Below are 18310 nucleotides of genomic sequence, written 5' to 3'. Positions count from 1 at the left end.
CGCCAGGGTCCGGGCCCGCCCGTCAGACTTCCGTAAGACGCGCGGACTTCCGTACGACGCCCGGACTTCCGTACGGCGCGCAGACTTCCGTACCACGCGCTGACGCGCGCGGGCCCGGCCGTCATGACGGGCCGGGCCCGACCGCGGCTACGCCCCGCTCGCCTTGAGCATGTCCTCGCGCTCGACGAGCTTCACGCGCTCGCGGCCCTGCGGCTCGCCCAGCGCCTTCTCCGCGGCGTCGAGCTTGTACCAGCCCTCCCACGTCGTGAAGCGGACCTCCTTCTGCCCGAGGAAGGTCTCGACCGCCTCCGGCTCGGGAGCGGACGGCGTCAGCAGGTTGCCGGCCGCGTGGTCGGCGAGCAGGCTGGCGACCGTCTCGTTCGCATCGCCCTTGGTGTGGCCGATGAGGCCGATCGGGCCGCGGCGGATCCAGCCGGTGACGTACGTGGACGGCAGGTGCGCGCCGGCCTCGATGACGCGGCCGCCCTCGTCCGGAACGGTGCCGGAGTCCATGTCCCAGGGCAGCTTGGGCAGTTCGTCGGAGAGGTAGCCGACGGCGCGGTAGACGGACTGGACGTCCCAGTCGGTGAAGGCGCCGGTGCCCTTGACGTTGCCGGTGCCGTCGAGTTCGGTGCGCTCGGTGCGCAGGCCCACGACCTTGCCGTCCTCGCCGAGGATCTCGGTGGGCGACTCGAAGAAGTGCAGGAACAGCTTGTGCGGGCGCTCGCCTATGTCGCGGATCGCCCAGTTCTCCAGGGTCTTGGCGACCATGTCGGTCTGCTTGTTCTTGCGGCGCTCGGCGATCGAGCCCTCGTCGTACTCGATGTCCTCGGGGTTGACGATGACCTCGATGTTCGGCGAGTGGTCCAGCTCGCGCAGCTCCATCGGGCTGAACTTGGCCTGCGCGGGGCCGCGGCGGCCGAAGACGTGGACCTCGAGGGCCTTGTTGGCCTTGAGGCCGTCGTGGACGTTCGCCGGGATCTCGGTCGGGAGCAGTTCCTCGGCGGTCTTGGCGAGGATGCGGGCCACGTCGAGGGCCACGTTGCCGACGCCGAGGACGGCGACCTTCTCCGCCTCCAGCGGCCAGGTGCGCGGCACGTCGGGGTGGCCGTCGTACCAGGAGACGAAGTCGGCGGCGCCGTAGGAGCCGTCGAGTTCGATGCCGGGGATGGTGAGCGCGCGGTCCGCGGTGGCGCCGGTGGAGAAGATCACGGCGTCGTAGAAGGAGCGCAGCTCGTCGAGGCTGATGTCGTTCGGGTAGTCGACGTTGCCGAAGAGGCGGACCTGCGGCTTGTCGAGCACCTGGTGCAGGGCGGTGATGATGCCCTTGATGCGGGGGTGGTCGGGGGCCACGCCGTAGCGGATCAGACCGAAGGGGGCCGGCATCCGTTCGAAGAGGTCGATGGACACACCCGGCTCGGCGGCCGCCTCGGACTTCAGCAGGGCGTCGGCGGCGTAGATGCCGGCGGGGCCGGCACCGACGATTGCTACCCGCAGGGGGCGAGGCATGGCTGGGTTCCCTTCGAACGGCGAAAGACTCGATCAAGGGGAACCCTAAGCTAAGGGCAGCCTAACCCGGCACCCACCCCTGGGTTATGCCCCCATAACCCTGCCTTATGGGGTCCCCAAGTCACACTTGGAGGACCGCGCACACCCCCGAGACGGCCGTCCCTCCCCCTTGATAGGCATGGGCCGCATGGACACCGACCCCGCCGGCCCCGAGGCCCCGCCCACCCGCCGCCCCCTCCTCTTCCTGGACGTCGACGGCCCCCTCATCCCCTTCGGCGCCCCGCACGGCCACCCGGTCTTCCCCGCGCCCCCGGGCACGGCCGACCCGTCCGGGGGGCATCCGCTCCTCGCCCGGGTCGATCCGGCGCTCGGACCCCGGCTCGCGGCGCTGCCGTGCGAGCTGGTGTGGGCCACCACCTGGGGCGAGGACGCGAACCTCTGCGTCTCCCCGCGGCTGGGGCTGCCGGCCCTGCCGGTGGTCGAGTGGCCCGAGGACTCGGCTGAGGACGGCCGCGGTCCGGTGCACGGGAAGGCGGTGCACTGGAAGACCGCAGGCCTCGTTTCCCGGGCGGCCGGCCGGGCGTTCGGCTGGGTCGACGACGAGATCGGTGACGCGGACCGCCGGTGGGTGTCCGCCCACCACCCCGGCCCGGCCCTCCTCCACCGGGTCGACCCCCGGATCGGCCTCCAGGACGCCGACTTCACCGTCCTCGAGGCGTGGCTGCGCCGCATCCGACACGCCTGAGCCGGGACGGGAGGCGGGCCTAGGCCGCCCCCGCGCGCCACTCGGCGTACGCCCCGGGAACGTTCGGCGGCCGCCGGGTCAACGGGCCTGGCTTCGGAAGCCGTCCGGGGTGGGTAGAGTTCCCGCGACACAGTGTGCGGCGGGGTTCGGGGTGGGGTCATGGGGCGTCAGATACGTGTGCCCGGTGCGGTACTGGCGGCCGTGCTGCTGCTGGCCGCCGCCGGCTGTTCCGGAACGGGGAGCGGACCCGGCGCGGATTCCCGCGGTGACGCGAAGCCGGGCGGAAAGACGCCCTCCGCTTCCGCGACGTCCCGGCCTCCCGCGGACGGGAAGCCCCCGAGCGGCGACGTGCTCCCCGGCATGGTCGCCGTCTCCGTGGCCCGTACCCAGCTGGCCGCGCTGAAGGTGGCCGCGCCCGGAACCATGTCGGGCTACAGCCGGGACAAGTTCACGCACTGGGCGGAGCAGGGCGACAAGTGCGACACCCGCGAGGTCGTCCTCCAGCGGGACGGTGCGAACGTCACCCGGGACTCCCAGTGCAAGGCCGTGTCCGGCACGTGGAAGAGCCTGTACGACGAGGTGGTGGTCACCGAGGCCTCGAAGATGGACATCGACCACATGGTGCCCCTCGCCGAGGGCTGGCGCTCCGGCGCGGCCGGCTGGGACGCCGCGAAGCGCAAGGCCTTCGCGAACGATCTGACGCGCCCCCAGCTCCTCGCGGTGACGGCCTCGTCGAACCGGTCGAAGGGCGACCAGAGTCCCGACCTGTGGCAGCCGCCGTCGAAGACGGCCTGGTGCCAGTACGGGCGGGCCTGGACCACGGTCAAGTCCACGTACGGCCTGACCGTCACCGAGCCCGAGAAGAAGATGCTCTCCACCATGCTCGACACCTGCGCGGGCTGAACCTGCGCGGGCTGACGCCGCTCACCCCAGGACCGCGATGCCCAGCGGGCGCGATCCCGCCGCGAGCCGGCGGCTGTGCCCGCTGTCGAGGTCCACGACCGTGATGCCGTTCCAGTAGCCGTCGCGGGTGAAGCCCCCGGTCACGTAGGCCGTCCGCCCGTCCCGGGACACGGCCACGTCCTCGTGCGGCCCGTCCAGCGGGTACACCCGCTCCGAGCCGTCCGGGGCGCGGACCGTGAGGGAGGGCCCCTTGCCCTTGCCCGGTTCCACCGCCCCCGTCCCGACCACCAGCAGGCGGCCGTCCACCGTGACGGCGGCCCCGTGCTGATGGGTGTCGGCGGTCATCCTCTCCACCGTGGTGCGGCCCGTGCGCGGATCCACCACCGCGAGCCGCTCGCCCTCGAAGGGGAGCAGCAGCATCCCGTCCGCCGGCCGGACGACGGTGTAGTGCGGCTTCAGCCAGGAGCCGAGACCGCCCTGCGTCCCGTACGGGGCGACCTCGATGCGGCGTGACGCCGAGGGTGCGGCTCCGCCCGGCCCGACCGGTACGACGGTGACGTCGAAGGAGTCGTGGCCGGTGACGTACACCTCCGAGCCGTCGCGCGAGACGTCCACGTCGAAGGGCCGCCGGCCCACCGGAACCACCGCCGTGACCTGGGCCTTCGCCGTGTCGATGACCTCCAGGACGCCTCTCGTGCCGGGCACGTTCACCCCGGCGTACGCGTGCGCCCCGTCGGGCGAGAGCGCGATGCCCATGCCGCCGCCCCGGTACTCCCCGCCGGTCACGGGACCGGTGCCGGTGGTGCGGTACGGGATCAGGGCCGCCCGGGTCCGCGTGCGCGTGTCCACGACGGCGACCCCCTCGGCCGTGGCCACCCAGGCCCGCCCGTCGGCGCCGACCGCCAGGCCGTACGGGGCCCTGCCGACCGGCACCGAGCCGACCGCGCCGCGCTCCGGGTCCACGAAGGTCACGGTGTCGGCCCCGAAGTCGGCGACCAGGAGGGTGCCGCCCGGGGTGGCCGCGGCCGTCGGCAGCGGAGAGGCCGCGGGGGCCACGGGGGCAGCGGCGGCCGGCGGCTCGCCGGGGGTGGAGCAGGCCCCCAGCAGCAGTGCTCCGGCGAGGGCCGCGAGGGCGGTACGGGACGCGCGTGCGCGGCGGCGCGGGTGCGGGCGGTCGTGCTGCGGCATGGGCGGTGCCCCTCTCGGTTCCGGGGACGGGGCCGGTGGTGCGCCCGCTCCCCCGTACCCATCCTCACCTCGCGGGACCGCCCGGCCGCTCGGCCCGGCGGCCGACAGCGGGGTCGGCCGATCGGTCGATGCGGGGACGCGCCCGGCAGGGGCGGATCAGCCCTCGTACTCCGTCAGGTCGATGCCGTGGAGGTTGAGGAGCGCGCCGGTCTCCGGGTGGTTGATGTCCTTCTCGGCGGTCATGCCCAGCTTGCGGATCACGTTCTCGGACTCGTCGTTGCCGGCCCGGTTCACGGCGACGACCCGGTCGAGGCCGCGGTCCTGGAGGGCGAACTCCAGAGTGGCGTGCGCGGCCTCGGAGCCGTAGCCCTGGCCCCAGTGGGAGCGGCCGAGCCGCCAGGTGATCTCGGCCGCGGGCAGGGCCTCGGGCAGCCACCACGGCATGGAGAGGCCGACGGCGCCGATCAGCTCGCCGGAGGCCAGCAGCTCCACGGCGAAGATCCCGAAGCCCTCCTCGTCCCAGTCGTCCTCCCACCGCTCGATGGTCTCGGCGGTCTCCTCCAGGTCGAGGGTCTCGCCGTCGCCGATCCAGCGCATCACCTCGGGGTCGGCGAGGATCTCCGACAGGGGGACGAGGTCGTCCTCGGACCAGCGGCGGAGGAGGAGGCGGGGGGTACGGATCTCGGTCATGCCTCCCATCCTGCCGAACGCGCCGGACATCGCGTAATCGGGTCCCCCGCCGGGCCGTGACCGGGCCGTGACCGGGCCTCCGGCGGCCTCCGCTAGCGCTCCGGACCCGCCTGACCTGCCGCCGGATCCCCCGCCGGGACGGTGATCGCGTCGAGCTGCGCCCGCAGGTGGGCGTGCGAGTCGACCGGCTCGTGCGTGATCCGTCCCAGGGGCGCCGGGAGGGATTCCACCCGGGTGTGCGGATCGCACTCGTAGAAGTAGACGAGCGAGATCAGTTCCTCGGCGGGCGCCTCGGAGGGCGGCGGCAGCACCCGGTGGCGGCCGGCCCGCCACCGGTCGCCCGTCCAGCGCGCCATCAGGTCCCCGATGTTCACGGTGAGCGCGGCCGGATCGTACGGGGCGTCCTGCCAGCCCTCGGCGTCGGTGTGGATCTGGAGTCCGCCCGCGCCCTGCTGGCGGTCCAGGACGGTGACGGTGCCGAAGTCGGTGTGCGCGCCGATGCGGAACTGGCCGGGCAGCGGCAGCCCGACGGTCTCGGTGCCGGGGTACCAGTTGACGTTGAACCCCCAGGTGGGGTGGCCGGTGTGCCGGGTGAAATGGTCCGTGTCCAGGCCGAGGGCGCCGGCCAGCAGCTCCAGCAGCTCGTCGGAGAGGACCCGCATCGCGGCCAGGTACTCCGTCACCGGCGGGCGCAGCGAGGGCACTTCCGCCGGCCAGGCGTTGGGCCGGAACCACTCGGCGTCCACCGCGGGGATCCCGGTCGGGTCCTCCGCCGCCCAGGACCAGGATTCCTTGAGGTCGGGCGGGGAGGCCGCGCCCTCCGCGTAGCTGTTGGCCTCGGCGCCCGGGCCGAGCCAGCCGCGGCCTCCGACCGCGACGGCGTACGGGGCCTTGGCGGCGGCCGGGAGCCGGAAGAAGGCCCGCGCGGCCTCCCGGATCCGCCCGGGCAGCTCCGGGTCCACCCCGTGCCCGGTCACCAGCAGGAATCCGGCCGCCTGGAGCGCCTCGTCTACGCGGGAGGCGATCTGCCGCCGCGCCTCGGGCCCGCCGGAGCGCCACGGGCCGAGATCGATCACGGGGACCTGCGAACTCACCACGGCGGAACCTGCTTTCCGGAAACGAGGGGCTGCCCGGGCCAGGCCCGGTCGGACTCTCCCGGTCCTGCCGGGCGGGCGGGGATCCGGAAGGGACGGCCGTTCCGGGCCGGCGGGCTCAGGGAGTACTGGTGGGAGTACCGGTGGGAGTACCGGTGGGAGTACCGGTCCGGGCCGGCGGGCTCAGGGTGTACCGGACCGTGCCTTCCCCGGAGCCCGCCTCCGTGAAACCGGCCCCTCGCAGTACCGCGTGCGCGGGGTCGTCGGCCCCGTCGGCCCGTGACCCCAGCACGGTGCAGCCCGGCTGCGCGAAGGCCCAGCCGGCGAGGGCCCTGGCCGCTTCGGTGGCGTAGCCGTTGCCGCGCGCCGACGGGAGGAGGTCGTAGCCCAGCTCGGCGCGGCCCCCGCCGTCCGGGGCCCCGTGGAAGCCCATCCCGCCGATCGCCCGCCGGTCGCCCGCCCGGATGATGGCGTACGGGCCCCAGCCCGGCCGGTACGTCCCCTCCTCGCGTGCCCCGGCCGTCCGGCCGGCGGCGTACCGCGTGCCCTCGCCGGGCCCGCCCCCGGCCCAGACGAACCCTCCCGTGCCGCCCGCGCGCAGGTCGGCCGCGGCGTTCGGGCTGATCTCACAGAGCAGCACGCGCTCGGCCCGGACGGGGTCGGAGTACCAGCGCCAGACCGTCTGCCGGGGCAGGCCGGGGAGCTCGCCCCGGCCCGTCGCCCACAGCAGGGTCCGCCAGGAGGCGTCGGGCTCCCCTGGCGGAAGGCGCGGAAAGAGCCGGTCCAGGACCAGGGCGGGGAGCTCGGGGCCGGGCTGCCAGTCGCGAACGCCGAGGCCGCCGAGCACGTCGTGGGTGTGCAGCAGCACCTCGACGACGCCCATCGCGGCGAAGCCGTCCGGCCCCGCGGACCCGGCCGGGTGCCACGCGCGGACGCCGGGCCCGGCGAGGGACACGGCGGCGGACAGGAAGCTGCCGGAGGCCGTGATCAGGTCGAGCACCCCCGCCGGAGCGGCGTCCTCGGCCGCCCGGACCTCCAGGGGCACGTAGCCGTCGGTGGCCCGCACCGCGAGCTGCGCGGCGTAGGCGGCCAGGTCGTCGGCCATGTGCACGGCGGTGTCGCGGCAGCTCCAGTCCAGCCCGGCGGCCGGGGCGCTCCAGTCGCGGTGTGCCACCGCACGCAGGGCTTCGACGCAGAGCGACACCGCCCGGTCGAGGTCCGCGGCCGTCGTGAGGGAACCGGTCATCGTCATCCGGCGAACCCTAGGAGCAGTTCCCGCGACCCGCCAAGGGGATATCCGTGCTCCGGTGGCGCGCCTGCGGGCCCGGCCCCCGGCCGGGGCGCTACTGCTTGTGCTGGGACGGCGCGCTGACCGCGCCCCGGTGAAGGGCGGAGCAAAACGGTGGAGATTTCGACGAGGGACGTCTTCGGGGCCCCGTGCTGGGTGAGCCTGATGGCCCGGGACCTCGGCGCGGCGCAGCGGTTCTACGGTGCGGTCGCGGGCTGGCGGTTCCGGACCGCGCGGCTCGGTGCGGCCTTCGGCGTCGCCGAGCTGGACGGGATGCCGGTGGCCGGGATCGGGGCGCTGGCCGGGGACCTCGCGGTGGCCGTGGCCTGGACCCCGTACTTCGCGGTCGACGACGCCGACGTGGCGGCGGACCGGATCCGCGAACGCAGCGGCACGATCGCGGTCGGCCCGGTCTCCTTCGAGTCGGGGGGTCGCGGGGCGCTGGCGGCGGACCGCGACGGGGCGGTGTTCGGGATCTGGGAGGGCCAGGTCTCCTCGGGCTGGCGGGTCGGTTCGGGACAGGCGCCGGCCTGGCTGGAGCTGCGCACCCGGGACGCCTTCGAGTCGGCGATCTTCTACGGGGAGGTACTGGAGTGGGCCACCGGCCGTGCCGGGTGCTGCGAGGTCTCCTACGAGGAGGACCGGGTCGTACTGCGCCAGGAAGGGGAGCCGGTGGCGCGCCTGGACAGCGGTCCCGTGGAGCCGGGTGCGTACAGCCCGTACACCCGGCCGCGCTGGCACGTGCACTTCCGGGTGCCCGCGCTGGAGCCGGCGGTGGAGGCGGCCGTCGCGCTGGGCGGCCGCACGGTGTCCGAGCCGGGGTCGAGCGCGACCGAACGGTGGGTGTCGCTGCGCGATCCGGACGGGGCGCTCTTCACCCTCACCTCGTCGCGGACGGACGGCGGGAGCGGCGCATAGACGTAGACGTAGACGGGGAGGGGGACGGGGACGGGGACGGGGACGGGGACTGCGGGCGCCGTCTGGGCTGCGCGGCTACGGCAGTCGGCGGGTCCGGGTCCACTTGAGGAGTTCGTCCGCGGACCGGGTGTTGACGACCCGGTCGGCCGTCACCCCGCATTCCAGGGCGCGTTCGCAGCCGACGGTCTGCCAGTCGAGCTGTCCGGGGGCGTGCGCGTCGGTGTCGATCGCGAAGAGGGCGCCCGCGGCGACGGCGAGCCGCAGCAGCCGGCGCGGCGGGTCCAGCCGTTCGGGCCGGCTGTTGATTTCCACGGCCGCTCCCGATTCGGCGCAGGCCGCGAAGACGGCCTCGGCGTCGAACTCGGACTCCGGCCGCGTCTTGCCCGTGACCAGCCGGCCGGTGCAGTGGCCGAGGACGTCGAGGTGGGGGTTGCGTACGGCGGCGACCATCCGCCGGGTCATCGCGGCGGCGTCCATCCGCAGCTTGGAGTGGACGGAGCCGACGACGAGATCCACCTCGGCCAGGAGTCCGGGCTCCTGGTCCAGCGAGCCGTCGTCGAGGATGTCGCACTCGATGCCGGTGAGCAGCCGGAACGGGGCCCAGGTGGCGTTGAGTTCGGCGACCGTGCGCAGCTGTTCCCGGAGCCGGTCCGGGGACAGGCCCCGGGCGACGGTCAGGCGCGGCGAGTGGTCGGTGAGCACCGCCCAGTCGTGCCCGAGGGCGGCGGCGGCCCGGGCCATCGCCTCGATGGGGCTGCCTCCGTCCGACCAGTCGGAGTGCATGTGGCAGTCGCCGCGCAGGGCGGCGCGCAGGGCGAGGGCCTCGGGGCTGGGCGGCGGGCCCTCGGGGTGGGCCGCCGCCTTCTCCTCCAGCCCCTGCAGGTAGGCGGGGATGGTTCCGGCGAGGGCCTCGCGGACGACCTGGGCGGTTTTCGGGCCGATGCCCTTGACCGCTTCGAGGGTGCCCGCGCGGACCCGGTCGGCCAGCTCGTCCTCTCCCATCCGGCCGATGGCGGCGGCCGCCGTACGGAAGGCCTGGACCCGGTAGGTCGGCTCCTGGGCGCGTTCCAGCAGGAACGCGATCCGGTCCAGCGCGGCCACCGGGTCCATCGCGTGTCTCCCTCCGCGCAGCGGCGCACGGCCGACGGCTTACGGCTTACGGGCCATGGGGTGAAACGGCGGAGAGGGGGCCCGGGTGCCTGACCCGGGCCCCCTCTCCGCCCGGGTCAGGCTCCGTCGGCCGGGTCGGCCCCGGACGGACGGAACTGCAGGGCCAGGCCGGCGAGTACGGCGCCGGCCGCCGCGCTCAGCACCGCGGCGATGCCGGCCCACTCCAGGGAGCCGCCGACCGCCCCGCCGAGCGGGTCGAAGCCGGTGACGCCGCCGACCACGTGGAGCGCGGCCACGCCGAGCGCGACCACCGCGCCGGCCCGCCACGCAGCGGCCGTGTCCCGTACGGCGAGCAGGGCGCCGGCCGTCAGGCAGAGCAGGGTGACGGTCAGGGCGAGCAGGGTGCCGGGGTCGCCGGAGGTGAGGCCCGCCAGATCGCCGGGGACGTGCAGCCCGCCGCACAGGAGCAGGGCGAACGCCACCGGCCAGCGCAGTATGTGGCGCAGCGCGCCGGTTCCCTGCCGTGCCGGGCCCCGGGCCGGGGACGGGGCGCGGACCTGGCCCTGGGCCGGGGCCTGCTGGCCCTGGGTCTGCTGTGCGGGCGGGGGAACGGGGGTCCGTACCCGGTCCGCCTGCTCGGGGCGGCGCTGCGGGTGCTGTTCCCCGGTGCCGAGGATGCTGACGAGCAGGGCCACGTCCTCGATGGGCCGGCCGAGGGCGGCGGCCCGCAGCGTGATGTCGGCCTCGACCAGCTCGTGCGGGGGCTCGCCCAGCAGGCCCACCATCTCGTGGACCTCGTGGACGGGCCGGGACACGGCGGCCGCGCGCAGCGCCGCGTGTCCGGGGTTGGGGACCTGTCCGGAGTCCTTGAGGAGGTTCACCAGATCGGTGACCTCCCGTACGGGACGGCCGGTGGCGGCGGTCTCCAGGATCGTGTGCGCGGACGCGGCCCCGGGCCGGGCTCCGGGGTCGGGGCCGGGTCCGGCCCCTGCCCCGGGAGCGATTCCGGGCTGGGTCCCGGAATCGGTCCCGGACTCCGTCCCGGATTCGGTCCGGGTGGTCCCGGATTCGGTCCGGGGGTCCGGCTCGGGTCCGTAGGCCCGGTCGTCCGGGCCGGGGGCCGGCGGCGGCCAGGCGTGCGTGGTGTCGGGGAGCCGGCGCGGTTCTTCGTACTCCGTCGCGGCGAGCGTGATCGGGTCATTCATGGAAAGCTCCGTTCGCCGACGCGCGGGTCTACACATCGCACGCCGGTCATCGTGCGTCATGGGAAGCGCACGCTTTGTTACATTCAGCGGCACCCGGCCCCGCTGCGCCATTCGGGGCGGGCAAACGGGGGTCCCCCGCGGTGCCGCGGGCTCCGTCGGCGCCTGTCGTGGGCATGGTGGGGGCATGAAGGGTACGGAGGTACTGGCCGACGCGTTCGGCCGGATCCGGGACGTGGTGCACGAGGCGGTCGAGGGGCTGGAGCCCGGGCGGCTGGACGCGCGGATCGATCCCGGTGCGAATTCGATCACCTGGCTCGTCTGGCACCTGACCCGGGTCCAGGACGACCACGTGGCGGATGCGGCCGGCCGGGAACAGGTCTGGCACGAGCAGGGCTGGGACGAGCGGTTCGGGCTCGCGCTGCCCCGCGGGTCGACCGGCTACGGGCACACCGCCCGCGAGGCCGGCGCCGTCCGGGTCGAGTCCGGGGAGCTGCTGCTCGGCTACTTCGACGCCGTCCACGCGCAGACGGAGCGGTTCCTGCGGGGGCTGTCCGCGGCCGATCTGGACCGGGTCGTCGACGAGCGGTGGGACCCGCCGGTGACCCTCGGGGTGCGGCTGGTCAGCGTGATCGGCGACGACCTCCAGCACGCGGGTCAGGCGGCCTTCGTCCGGGGCGTGCTGTCGAGGGGCCGCTGATGCCGCCCCACGGCGCCCTCCTGCTGGCCCTGCTCCTCCTGACCCCCGCCACCACCGCGGGAGCCACCACCACGACCCCGCCGACCGGTCCCGCAGCCGGGGCCGGGGCCGTCACCATGGCCGGAGCCGAGGCCCGGGCCGGGGCCGGAACCGAGGCCCGGGCCGGGGCCGGAACCGAGCTCCGGGTCGGGGGCGTTGCCGGGTCCCGGTCCATCCCCGGGTTCGGAGCCCTCACCGCGCCCCACACCCCCGCCGGGACCGCCGACGCCGTCCCGACGGCCGGGCTCGCAGCCAAGACCGGGTCCGGAGCCGGGGCCCCGGCCGCCGCCGGGTCCGGGAGTCTCCCGGGGCTCGGGGCCGTCCCAGCGCTCGGGGCCGTCCCCGGGTTCGGCGTTCTCGCCGCGCCCCGCGCCCGGGGCGGCCTGACCGGGCACGGTGTCGGCGGGCGGCCCGTGGTGGTCACCGACCGGGGAGCGGTGCGCGGGCGGGAGGGCGGCGGGGTCCGCACCTTCGAGGGGATCCCGTACGCCGCTCCGCCGACCGGGGCGCTTCGCTGGCGGCTTCCGGAGCCCGCCGCGCCTTGGGCGGGCGTGCGGGACGCGGGTGCGCCCGGGGCCCGGTGCGTGCAGCTGCCCGCGGTGGGGCCAGGAGGGCCGAGCGGTTCGGAGGACTGTCTCTTCCTCAACGTCACGGTTCCCGGTGACGCCACCGGCATCACCGGGAACCGGCCCTTGTCCAGCGCCGGGATCGCTCCTGGAGCCCACCCGGCGGGGGCGGCAGGGGGCGCGCGGCGCGCCGGGACGGCCGGGGCCCGGTCCCGGCCCGTGATGGTCTGGTTCCACGGCGGCGGGTTCATGAACGGCGCCGGGGAGCTGTACCGGGCGGACCGGCTGGCTTCGGCGGGCGGGGCCGTGGTCGTCACCGTCAACTACCGGCTCGGGATCTTCGGCCTCTTCGGGCATCCCGCGCTCCACGGAGCCCCCGGCTTCGCGCTCGCCGACCAGCAGGCGGCCCTGCGCTGGGTGCGGGCCAACGCGGCCCGCTTCGGCGGGGATCCCGGCAACGTCACCGTGTTCGGCGAGTCCGCGGGCGCCCTGAGCGTCTGTCTGCACCTCACCTCCCCCGCCTCGGCCGGCCTGTTCCACCGGGCGATCGTGCAGAGCGGCTCCTGCTCGCTCCGCATCCCGGCGCACTCGCTGCTCCCCGCGCTGCCCGCCTACGAGCCGTTCGTGGCGCAGTCCCTGACCGCGGCCCGGGGAGCCGCGGCGGCGGTCCGGCTCGGCTGCGGGCGGCCCACGGACGCGGAGGTGCTGCGGTGCCTGCGCGGGCTGCCGCCCGGCGCCCTGGCGACGCCCGAGCTCATGACGCTCTTCTCCGTGGTGTCCTACGGCACCCCACTGCTCCCCACCGAGCCCCGACGGGCCCTGGAACAAAGTGAGTTCCACCGGGTCCCGGTGGTTCAGGGTTCGACCCGCGACGAGATGCGGATCTTCCTCGGGCAGACCCTGGCGGCCCATCCGGTCGCCGACGCGCAGGCCTACCGGTCGCGGCTGCGCGCCGCGTTCGGGGAGGGCGCGGCCGGACTCGTCGAGGCCGCCTATCCGGTGACGGCCCATCCGACGCCCGCGCTGGCCTTCGCGGCCGTGCTGACGGACGCCTCCTTCGTGTGTCCGCAGCTGCGGGACAGCCGGGCGCTGGCCCGGCACGTGCCGACGTACGACTACGTCTTCGACGACCGGGGCGCACCGGACTTCACCGGGCTGCCGCCGGTGCCGGGCTTCCCGTACGGGGCATCGCACGGGTCCGAGCTGCCCTACCTCTTCGACACCGGGCTCCCGATGAGCGCCGCGCAGCGGGTGCTCGCGGAGCGGATGACCGGCTACTGGACCCGGTTCGCGGCGACCGGCGATCCCGGCCTTCCCGGAGCGGGGCCCCGGTGGCCGCGCTCCCCCGCCGTACTGTCCCTGGCGCCGGAGTCCTCGGGCGGCATCCGCCCCGTGGACGCGGCGGCCCGCCACCACTGCGGGCTGTGGGACTCCGTAGGACAGGCTCTCGAAAGGGCGGACTCGTGACCGGTTTGACCGACATCCTCCAGCCGTTCGTGGACGACGGAACCCTGCCGGGGGCGGTGGCCCTGGTGGACCGCGGCGACGGCAAGGAGCCCGAGGTGGCCGCCGTCGGCAGCGCGGACACGGAGGGCGGGGCCCCGATGGTCCGCGACTCGATCTTCCGGATCGCCTCCCTCACCAAACCGGTCACCGCGGCGGCGGTCATGATGCTGGTGGAGGACGGCCGGTTCGCGCTCACCGACGCGGTGGCGCCCTGGCTGCCGGAGATCGCGGCGCCGGTGGTCGTACGGACCCCCGCGAGCCCGGTGGACGAAGTGGTCCCGGCGAAGCGGGCGGTGACGGTGGCCGACCTGATGACCTTCCGCGCGGGCTGGGGCTTCCCGGCCGACTTCGCACTCCCGGCGGTGGCCCCGCTCTTCGGCGAACTGCGGCAGGGCCCGCCGCGGCCGCAGGACATCGCGGCGCCGGACGAGTGGATGGCCGCGCTGGGCCGGATCCCGATGCTGTACCAGCCGGGCGAGGCCTGGCTGTACAACACCTGCTCGGACGTGCTGGGCGTGCTCGTCGCCCGGGTGGCGGGGTGCTCGCTGCCGGAGTTCCTGGCGGAGCGGATCTTCGAGCCGCTGGACATGCCCGACACCGGTTTCGCCGTGCCGGCGGGGCAGTCGGGGCGGTTCACGCACGCGTACCGGGCGGGCGCGGACGGGGGTCTCGACCTCGTGGACGCCCCCGACGGGCAGTGGAGCGCCGTGCCCGCCTTTCCTTCCGGCGCGGGCGGGCTGGTCTCCACGGTGGACGACTACCACCGCTTCGCCCGGATGCTGCTCGACGGGGGCGGTCCGCTGCTCTCGGCCGATTCGGTGCGCCGGATGACCACCGACTGGCTGACTCCGGACCAGCGGGCTGGTGCCGCGCTGTTCCTGGAGGGCCAGGGCTGGGGGTTCGGCGGGTCGGTCGACGTCACGCCGGCCGACCCGTGGAACGTGCCCGGGCGCTACGGCTGGATCGGCGGCACCGGTACCGCCGCCCACATCGTCCCCTCGACGGGAGCCGTCACCGTCCTGCTGACGCAGCGGGAGCTGTCCGGCCCGTCGCCGTGCCCGGAGACGATGCGCGCGGTGTGGGCGTACGCGGCCGCCCCGTAGGCCGCGTACGCCCACACCGACCCCAGCGCCCGCAGCGGCCGCACGCCCCCTAGTGGTTCTCGGTCGGGCGCAGGTCGCGCGGGATCAGCGTCCAGGTGGTCGCCGCGGCGGCGATCGCGAGGACTCCGGCCATCAGGAACGCCGGGGTGATCGCGAGGGTGTAGGCCTGCGAGGCGGCGTCGAGCAGGGTCCGGCCGAGGCCGCCGCCGAGTTGCTGCGCGGTGTGGGCGGCCTCGCCCACCGAGTCCCGTACGGCGGCCAGCCGGGCGGGGTCCAGGTCCAGCGCCGGGAGGTTGCCGCGGTAGAGCGCCGCGGCGGTGGAGCCGAGGATGGCGACGCCCATGGCCGAGCCGAGTTCGTAGCAGGTCTCCTCGATGGCGGCGGCGCTGGAGACCTGGTCGGCCGGGGCCGCGGAGATGAGGGTCACCGAGGCGACGGTGGTGGCGATGCCCGCGCCCAGGCCCATGATGGTCAGCGCGACGGCGAAGGCGGGGTAGCCGAGATCGGTGAACTGCTGGAGGGTCCAGGGCAGGGCCATGCCCGCGGCGAGGACCACCAGTCCGCTGCCGAGCACGTGGCGGATCGCGAAGCGCTGCATGAGCGTCGGGGCGACCATCGAGGCGCAGATCAGCGCGAGCGGGGCCGGCAGCAGGCGCAGGCCGGCCTCCAGCGGGGTGTAGCCCTGGCCGTACTGGAACCACTGGGTGACCAGGAACAGGATCGCGCCCATGCCCACCATGGGCAGGAAGATCGCGGTGGCGGCCACGCTGAAGGCGGGCTTGGTGAAGAGCCGGACCTGGAGCAGCGGGTTGTCCACGCGCAGCTGGCGGCGGACGAACAGGGTCAGCGACACGGCCGCGAGGGCCAGCAGGGCCCAGGGCAGCGGGTCGGCGATACCGCTCTTGCCGAGCTGCTTGATGCCGCCCGCGAGGGCGAGCATGCCGACGATCGACTGGCCGACGCCGGTCCAGTCCCACTTTCCGGCGGAGCGCGGGGAGCGGGATTCGGGGAGGTAGCGCAGGCCGGCGGCGACGATCACCGCGGTGACGGGCAGGTTGAGGAGGAAGGCGGAGTGCCAGCCGTAGTCCTGGACGAGCAGACCGCCGACGACGGGGCCGAAGGCCATGCCGCCGCCGAAGACGGCGGCCCAGACGGCGAGGGCGAAGGCGCGTTCCTTGGCGTCGGTGAAGACGCTGCGCAGGATCGACAGGGTGGAGGGCATGATCGCGGCGCCGCCGACACCGAGGAGGGCGCGGGCCGCGATGACGTGCCAGGCCTCGGTGGAGAGGACGGCGATGAGCGAGGCGAGGGCGAAGATGCCGAAGCCCGCCATGAGCAGGCGCTTGCGGCCCCATCGGTCGCCGAGGGCGCCGGCGGTCACCAGCAGCCCGGAGAGGGCGAGGGCGTAGACGTCGATGATCCACAGCTGCTGTACGGCGCCCGGCTGGAGGTCGCCGACGAGCGAGGGGAAGGCCACGTTGAGGATCGTGGTGTCCATCGAGATGAGCAGGAGACTGCCGGAGAGGATCGTGAGCACGATCCAGCGGCGCGGGTCCTGCGTGGGGGTGTGCATTTGGGTTCCGTTCACGGTTGTTTCACGGTCTGCGCGGAGGCGCGGCGTTCGCGGTGCGGGGGTGCGGCTTTCGCGCTGCGGGGTGCGGGGTGCGGACTGCCGGCTCAGGCGGCCGGCGACGGCCGGGTTCCGCCGAGGAAGGAGCCGAGGACGAGCCGGCCGATGTCGCGGCGGGCGAGGTGGCCGTCGCGGACGCCCTCGGCGGCGGCGTCGAGCAGTCCCCACAGCGAGTACCAGATCCAGTACGCGGGCAGGTCGACGCGGAGCCGGCCGAGGCGCTGGCCGAGGGCCAGGAAGGCGAGGGCCCGCTGGTCCTGGCGCTGGATCCCGGCCCGGAACTCGGGGTCGGCGAGCACGGTGGCATCGCGCGAGGTGAACCCGTACAGGTGCGCCGCGGGCAGCAGCCCGGTGACGAGCAGCTCCAGCGCGGCGTCGAACTCCGCCCCGTCGGCGGTCTCGGGCAGGTCGGCGGGCGCGAGGCACCCGTCGACGACGTGGATGGCCCGGACGGCGACGGCCTTGAGGAGGGCCTCGCGGGTGGCGTAGCGGCGGCTGAGCGTGGCACGGCTGGTGCCGATGCCTGCGGCGATGTGCGCCATGGAGGCGCTGTGGTCGCCCGCGAGCACACGGGCGGCGCCGTCCAGCAGCTCTTCGTCGTTCATCATGCGATCCTCCTTCGTATCAAACGATACAAATTTGTCTCACATGAAGCAAGTCTGATTCACGGATTCCCGTATGTGCCCATCGGGCATGATCGGCAGAATGCTCATCGAACTGATCGAGGTCGGACCGCAGGGATCGCCACCGGTGCCCGTCGCACACGTCCGGACACCGCTCGGCGAGGTCTCCGCCGTCTGGTGCGGGGATCCGTCGGCGGAGCCGGGCCGGTACCGGGTCGAGTGGACGGTCGACGAGGAACTCACCTGGGGAGAGAACACCTGGCCCGCCGAGCCGGAGTCCGGCCCCGGGATCCACCAGGACGCACAGGGCGCCATCACCTTGCGGGGACGGCTGGACGCCGAGGAGGACGGCGTGTTCGTTCTGCGACTCGGCGCTGACCTGCTCCTGCTCGAGGCGGCCGTGCCGCTGCCCGGCCCGGCGGTCGCCCGATGGGTTCAGCTGCGATGTCCGCGGGAGGCCGTCTCCCTCCATCCGTACGGCCTCTGAACGACGGGTCAGGCCTGCTCGTCCGTGCCCGGCGTGCGGGCGCGGGCGCCCGAGCGGGTGCGGCCCGTGGTCTGGGCGCGCTCCGGGTGGCGGCGTACGTACTCGCGCTCCAGTTCGTCCATCCGGCGGGTGTGCGTGAGCAGGGCGTCGTCCGAACCGTGCAGCAGGGTCTCGTGACGCGTGCGGTGGATGGCTTCGAGCTCCTTCATCAGGCGGCCCTCTTCCAGCCCGTCCGCCGACGGCCCGGCCTCGCGGGCCTCGCGCTCCGCCATGGCAGGTCCCCTCTCCCTCGGCCGGGCCGGGCCCCTCGCCCGGCCGCGCTCATCCCATCATCGCCGAGGGGGAGAGATAGACACTGTCTACTCTCTGGTGGTAGACAGTGTCTATGGATCATCAGGACAGCGGGCTGCGCGAGCGGCTGATCGACGTCGGCGTGGAGCTCGTGACGAACGAGGGGACCGCCGCGCTCGGGCTGCGCGAGATCGCCCGCCGCGCCGGGGTGTCCCACGGGGCGCCCCGGCGGTACTTCCCCACGCATCACGCGCTGCTGTCCGCCATCGCCCGGCGCGGGTTCGGGGAGCTCGGTTCCCGCATCCCGGCCGCGATGGCGGGCCCGGGGGCGGAGGACCCGCGCGGGCAGGTGCGGGCGCTGGGGCGGGCGTACGTCGGCTACGCGCTGGAGCACCCGGGCATGTTCGAGCTGATGTTCCGCCACGACCTGCTGGACAGCTCCGGGCAGGACGGGCCGCCGGGGGCCCCGCAGGGGGCCCGGCTCCGCGATTCCACGCTGCCGATGTTCGAGCTGCTCGTCTCCCTGGTCGCCCGGTGCCGGACGGGCGGCCAGCCCCGGATCACCGCCGCGGCCCTGTGGGCCAATCTGCACGGCGTGGCCCAGCTCTGGTCCCGGGGCAGTCTGCCGCTCGCCCTCGACGGCGACCCGGAGGGCTCCCTCGACCGGGTCGTGGACGCCGCCGTCGACGCCCACCTGCGCCCGTGAGGCCCCGGCTCG

At 74.8% G+C, this 18310-nt stretch carries 18 protein-coding genes; 8 read left to right on the top strand and 10 right to left on the bottom strand.

Annotated elements, in window-relative coordinates:
* Positions 1–147: 147 nt before the first annotated feature.
* Positions 148–1509 (bottom strand): FAD-dependent oxidoreductase, encoded by a 1362-nt coding sequence (locus ACWCP2_RS13580; protein ID WP_450908734.1) that lies wholly within the window; start codon positions 1507–1509, stop codon positions 148–150.
* A gap of 187 nt (positions 1510–1696) precedes the next feature.
* On the opposite strand from ACWCP2_RS13580, the gene ACWCP2_RS13575 reads away from it, so the two are divergent.
* Complete coding sequence (locus ACWCP2_RS13575) at positions 1697–2254, top strand: hypothetical protein (RefSeq protein WP_450908733.1); 558 nt, start codon at positions 1697–1699, stop codon at positions 2252–2254.
* A 159-nt stretch (positions 2255–2413) separates the two neighbouring features.
* A complete protein-coding gene (locus tag ACWCP2_RS13570) occupies positions 2414–3157 on the top strand; it encodes an HNH endonuclease family protein (RefSeq protein WP_450908732.1) in 744 nt (247 codons plus the stop codon).
* A gap of 21 nt (positions 3158–3178) precedes the next feature.
* Here the strand turns inward: ACWCP2_RS13570 and ACWCP2_RS13565 are convergent, their stop codons facing one another.
* From ACWCP2_RS13565 to ACWCP2_RS13550, 4 genes are all read right to left on the bottom strand, one after another.
* Positions 3179–4345: a hypothetical protein gene (locus ACWCP2_RS13565; protein ID WP_450908731.1), complete on the bottom strand. Its 1167-nt coding sequence runs from the start codon at positions 4343–4345 to the stop codon at positions 3179–3181.
* A 156-nt stretch (positions 4346–4501) separates the two neighbouring features.
* The gene (locus tag ACWCP2_RS13560) at positions 4502–5035 is read right to left on the bottom strand and encodes a GNAT family N-acetyltransferase (RefSeq protein WP_450908730.1); all 534 of its coding nucleotides are present in this window, start codon (positions 5033–5035) and stop codon (positions 4502–4504) included.
* Between the two features lie 92 nt (positions 5036–5127).
* Positions 5128–6132, bottom strand: a complete 1005-nt coding sequence (locus tag ACWCP2_RS13555; protein ID WP_450908729.1) for an isopenicillin N synthase family dioxygenase — start codon at positions 6130–6132, stop codon at positions 5128–5130.
* A gap of 115 nt (positions 6133–6247) precedes the next feature.
* On the bottom strand, positions 6248–7381 hold the full coding sequence (locus ACWCP2_RS13550) for a GNAT family N-acetyltransferase (protein ID WP_450908728.1): 1134 nt from the start codon (positions 7379–7381) through the stop codon (positions 6248–6250).
* A 201-nt stretch (positions 7382–7582) separates the two neighbouring features.
* On the opposite strand from ACWCP2_RS13550, the gene ACWCP2_RS13545 reads away from it, so the two are divergent.
* Positions 7583–8335 carry a VOC family protein gene (locus ACWCP2_RS13545; protein WP_450908813.1) on the top strand — a complete coding sequence of 251 codons (753 nt, stop codon included), beginning with the start codon at positions 7583–7585 and terminating at the stop codon, positions 8333–8335.
* 75 nt (positions 8336–8410) lie between these two features.
* Here the strand turns inward: ACWCP2_RS13545 and ACWCP2_RS13540 are convergent, their stop codons facing one another.
* Positions 8411–9445 (bottom strand): PHP domain-containing protein, encoded by a 1035-nt coding sequence (locus ACWCP2_RS13540; protein WP_450908727.1) that lies wholly within the window; start codon positions 9443–9445, stop codon positions 8411–8413.
* A gap of 116 nt (positions 9446–9561) precedes the next feature.
* Positions 9562–10650 (bottom strand): hypothetical protein, encoded by a 1089-nt coding sequence (locus ACWCP2_RS13535; protein ID WP_450908726.1) that lies wholly within the window; start codon positions 10648–10650, stop codon positions 9562–9564.
* 184 nt (positions 10651–10834) lie between these two features.
* Between ACWCP2_RS13535 and ACWCP2_RS13530 the strand changes: the two genes are divergently transcribed.
* From ACWCP2_RS13530 to ACWCP2_RS13520, 3 genes are read left to right on the top strand one after another with little or no spacing between them, the layout of a single operon-like run.
* On the top strand, positions 10835–11347 hold the full coding sequence (locus ACWCP2_RS13530) for a mycothiol transferase (protein ID WP_450908725.1): 513 nt from the start codon (positions 10835–10837) through the stop codon (positions 11345–11347).
* Complete coding sequence (locus ACWCP2_RS13525; protein WP_450908724.1) at positions 11347–13419, top strand: carboxylesterase/lipase family protein; 2073 nt, start codon at positions 11347–11349, stop codon at positions 13417–13419. The genes ACWCP2_RS13530 and ACWCP2_RS13525 overlap by 1 nt, the downstream gene beginning before the upstream one ends.
* Positions 13416–14561, top strand: a complete 1146-nt coding sequence (locus ACWCP2_RS13520; protein ID WP_450908723.1) for a serine hydrolase domain-containing protein — start codon at positions 13416–13418, stop codon at positions 14559–14561. Before ACWCP2_RS13525 ends, ACWCP2_RS13520 begins: the two co-directional genes overlap by 4 nt.
* Positions 14562–14610: 49 nt before the next feature.
* Here ACWCP2_RS13520 and ACWCP2_RS13515 read toward each other — a convergent pair whose 3' ends face one another.
* A complete protein-coding gene (locus ACWCP2_RS13515; protein ID WP_450908722.1) occupies positions 14611–16134 on the bottom strand; it encodes an MFS transporter in 1524 nt (507 codons plus the stop codon).
* 104 nt (positions 16135–16238) lie between these two features.
* Positions 16239–16799, bottom strand: a complete 561-nt coding sequence (locus tag ACWCP2_RS13510; RefSeq protein ID WP_450908721.1) for a TetR/AcrR family transcriptional regulator — start codon at positions 16797–16799, stop codon at positions 16239–16241.
* Between the two features lie 97 nt (positions 16800–16896).
* On the opposite strand from ACWCP2_RS13510, the gene ACWCP2_RS13505 reads away from it, so the two are divergent.
* Entirely contained in the window at positions 16897–17301 is a 405-nt protein-coding gene (locus ACWCP2_RS13505) for a hypothetical protein (RefSeq protein WP_450908720.1), read from the top strand.
* 8 nt (positions 17302–17309) lie between these two features.
* On the opposite strand, the gene ACWCP2_RS13500 is transcribed toward ACWCP2_RS13505, so the two are convergent.
* Positions 17310–17573, bottom strand: coding sequence for a DUF6158 family protein (locus tag ACWCP2_RS13500; RefSeq protein ID WP_450908719.1), 264 nt, complete (start codon positions 17571–17573; stop codon positions 17310–17312).
* A 113-nt stretch (positions 17574–17686) separates the two neighbouring features.
* Between ACWCP2_RS13500 and ACWCP2_RS13495 the strand changes: the two genes are divergently transcribed.
* Positions 17687–18298 (top strand): TetR/AcrR family transcriptional regulator, encoded by a 612-nt coding sequence (locus tag ACWCP2_RS13495; RefSeq protein ID WP_450908718.1) that lies wholly within the window; start codon positions 17687–17689, stop codon positions 18296–18298.
* The last annotated feature ends 12 nt before the right edge of the window (positions 18299–18310 follow it).

Source organism: Streptomyces sp. NPDC002104, assembly GCF_053593795.1.
Note: the sequence above shows the minus strand (reverse complement) of the source record. Positions and strands in the feature narration are given on the sequence as shown.

Coding starts and splice junctions, on each gene's coding strand:
- ACWCP2_RS13580 (WP_450908734.1), bottom strand. CDS start 1,509: ATGCCTCGCCCCCTGCGGGTAGCAATCGTCGGTGCCGGCCCCGCCGGC.
- ACWCP2_RS13575 (WP_450908733.1), top strand. CDS start 1,697: ATGGACACCGACCCCGCCGGCCCCGAGGCCCCGCCCACCCGCCGCCCC.
- ACWCP2_RS13570 (WP_450908732.1), top strand. CDS start 2,414: ATGGGGCGTCAGATACGTGTGCCCGGTGCGGTACTGGCGGCCGTGCTG.
- ACWCP2_RS13565 (WP_450908731.1), bottom strand. CDS start 4,345: ATGCCGCAGCACGACCGCCCGCACCCGCGCCGCCGCGCACGCGCGTCC.
- ACWCP2_RS13560 (WP_450908730.1), bottom strand. CDS start 5,035: ATGACCGAGATCCGTACCCCCCGCCTCCTCCTCCGCCGCTGGTCCGAG.
- ACWCP2_RS13550 (WP_450908728.1), bottom strand. CDS start 7,381: ATGACGATGACCGGTTCCCTCACGACGGCCGCGGACCTCGACCGGGCG.
- ACWCP2_RS13545 (WP_450908813.1), top strand. CDS start 7,583: ATGGCCCGGGACCTCGGCGCGGCGCAGCGGTTCTACGGTGCGGTCGCG.
- ACWCP2_RS13540 (WP_450908727.1), bottom strand. CDS start 9,445: ATGGACCCGGTGGCCGCGCTGGACCGGATCGCGTTCCTGCTGGAACGC.
- ACWCP2_RS13535 (WP_450908726.1), bottom strand. CDS start 10,650: ATGAATGACCCGATCACGCTCGCCGCGACGGAGTACGAAGAACCGCGC.
- ACWCP2_RS13530 (WP_450908725.1), top strand. CDS start 10,835: ATGAAGGGTACGGAGGTACTGGCCGACGCGTTCGGCCGGATCCGGGAC.
- ACWCP2_RS13525 (WP_450908724.1), top strand. CDS start 11,347: ATGCCGCCCCACGGCGCCCTCCTGCTGGCCCTGCTCCTCCTGACCCCC.
- ACWCP2_RS13515 (WP_450908722.1), bottom strand. CDS start 16,134: ATGCACACCCCCACGCAGGACCCGCGCCGCTGGATCGTGCTCACGATC.
- ACWCP2_RS13510 (WP_450908721.1), bottom strand. CDS start 16,799: ATGATGAACGACGAAGAGCTGCTGGACGGCGCCGCCCGTGTGCTCGCG.
- ACWCP2_RS13505 (WP_450908720.1), top strand. CDS start 16,897: ATGCTCATCGAACTGATCGAGGTCGGACCGCAGGGATCGCCACCGGTG.
- ACWCP2_RS13500 (WP_450908719.1), bottom strand. CDS start 17,573: ATGGCGGAGCGCGAGGCCCGCGAGGCCGGGCCGTCGGCGGACGGGCTG.
- ACWCP2_RS13495 (WP_450908718.1), top strand. CDS start 17,687: ATGGATCATCAGGACAGCGGGCTGCGCGAGCGGCTGATCGACGTCGGC.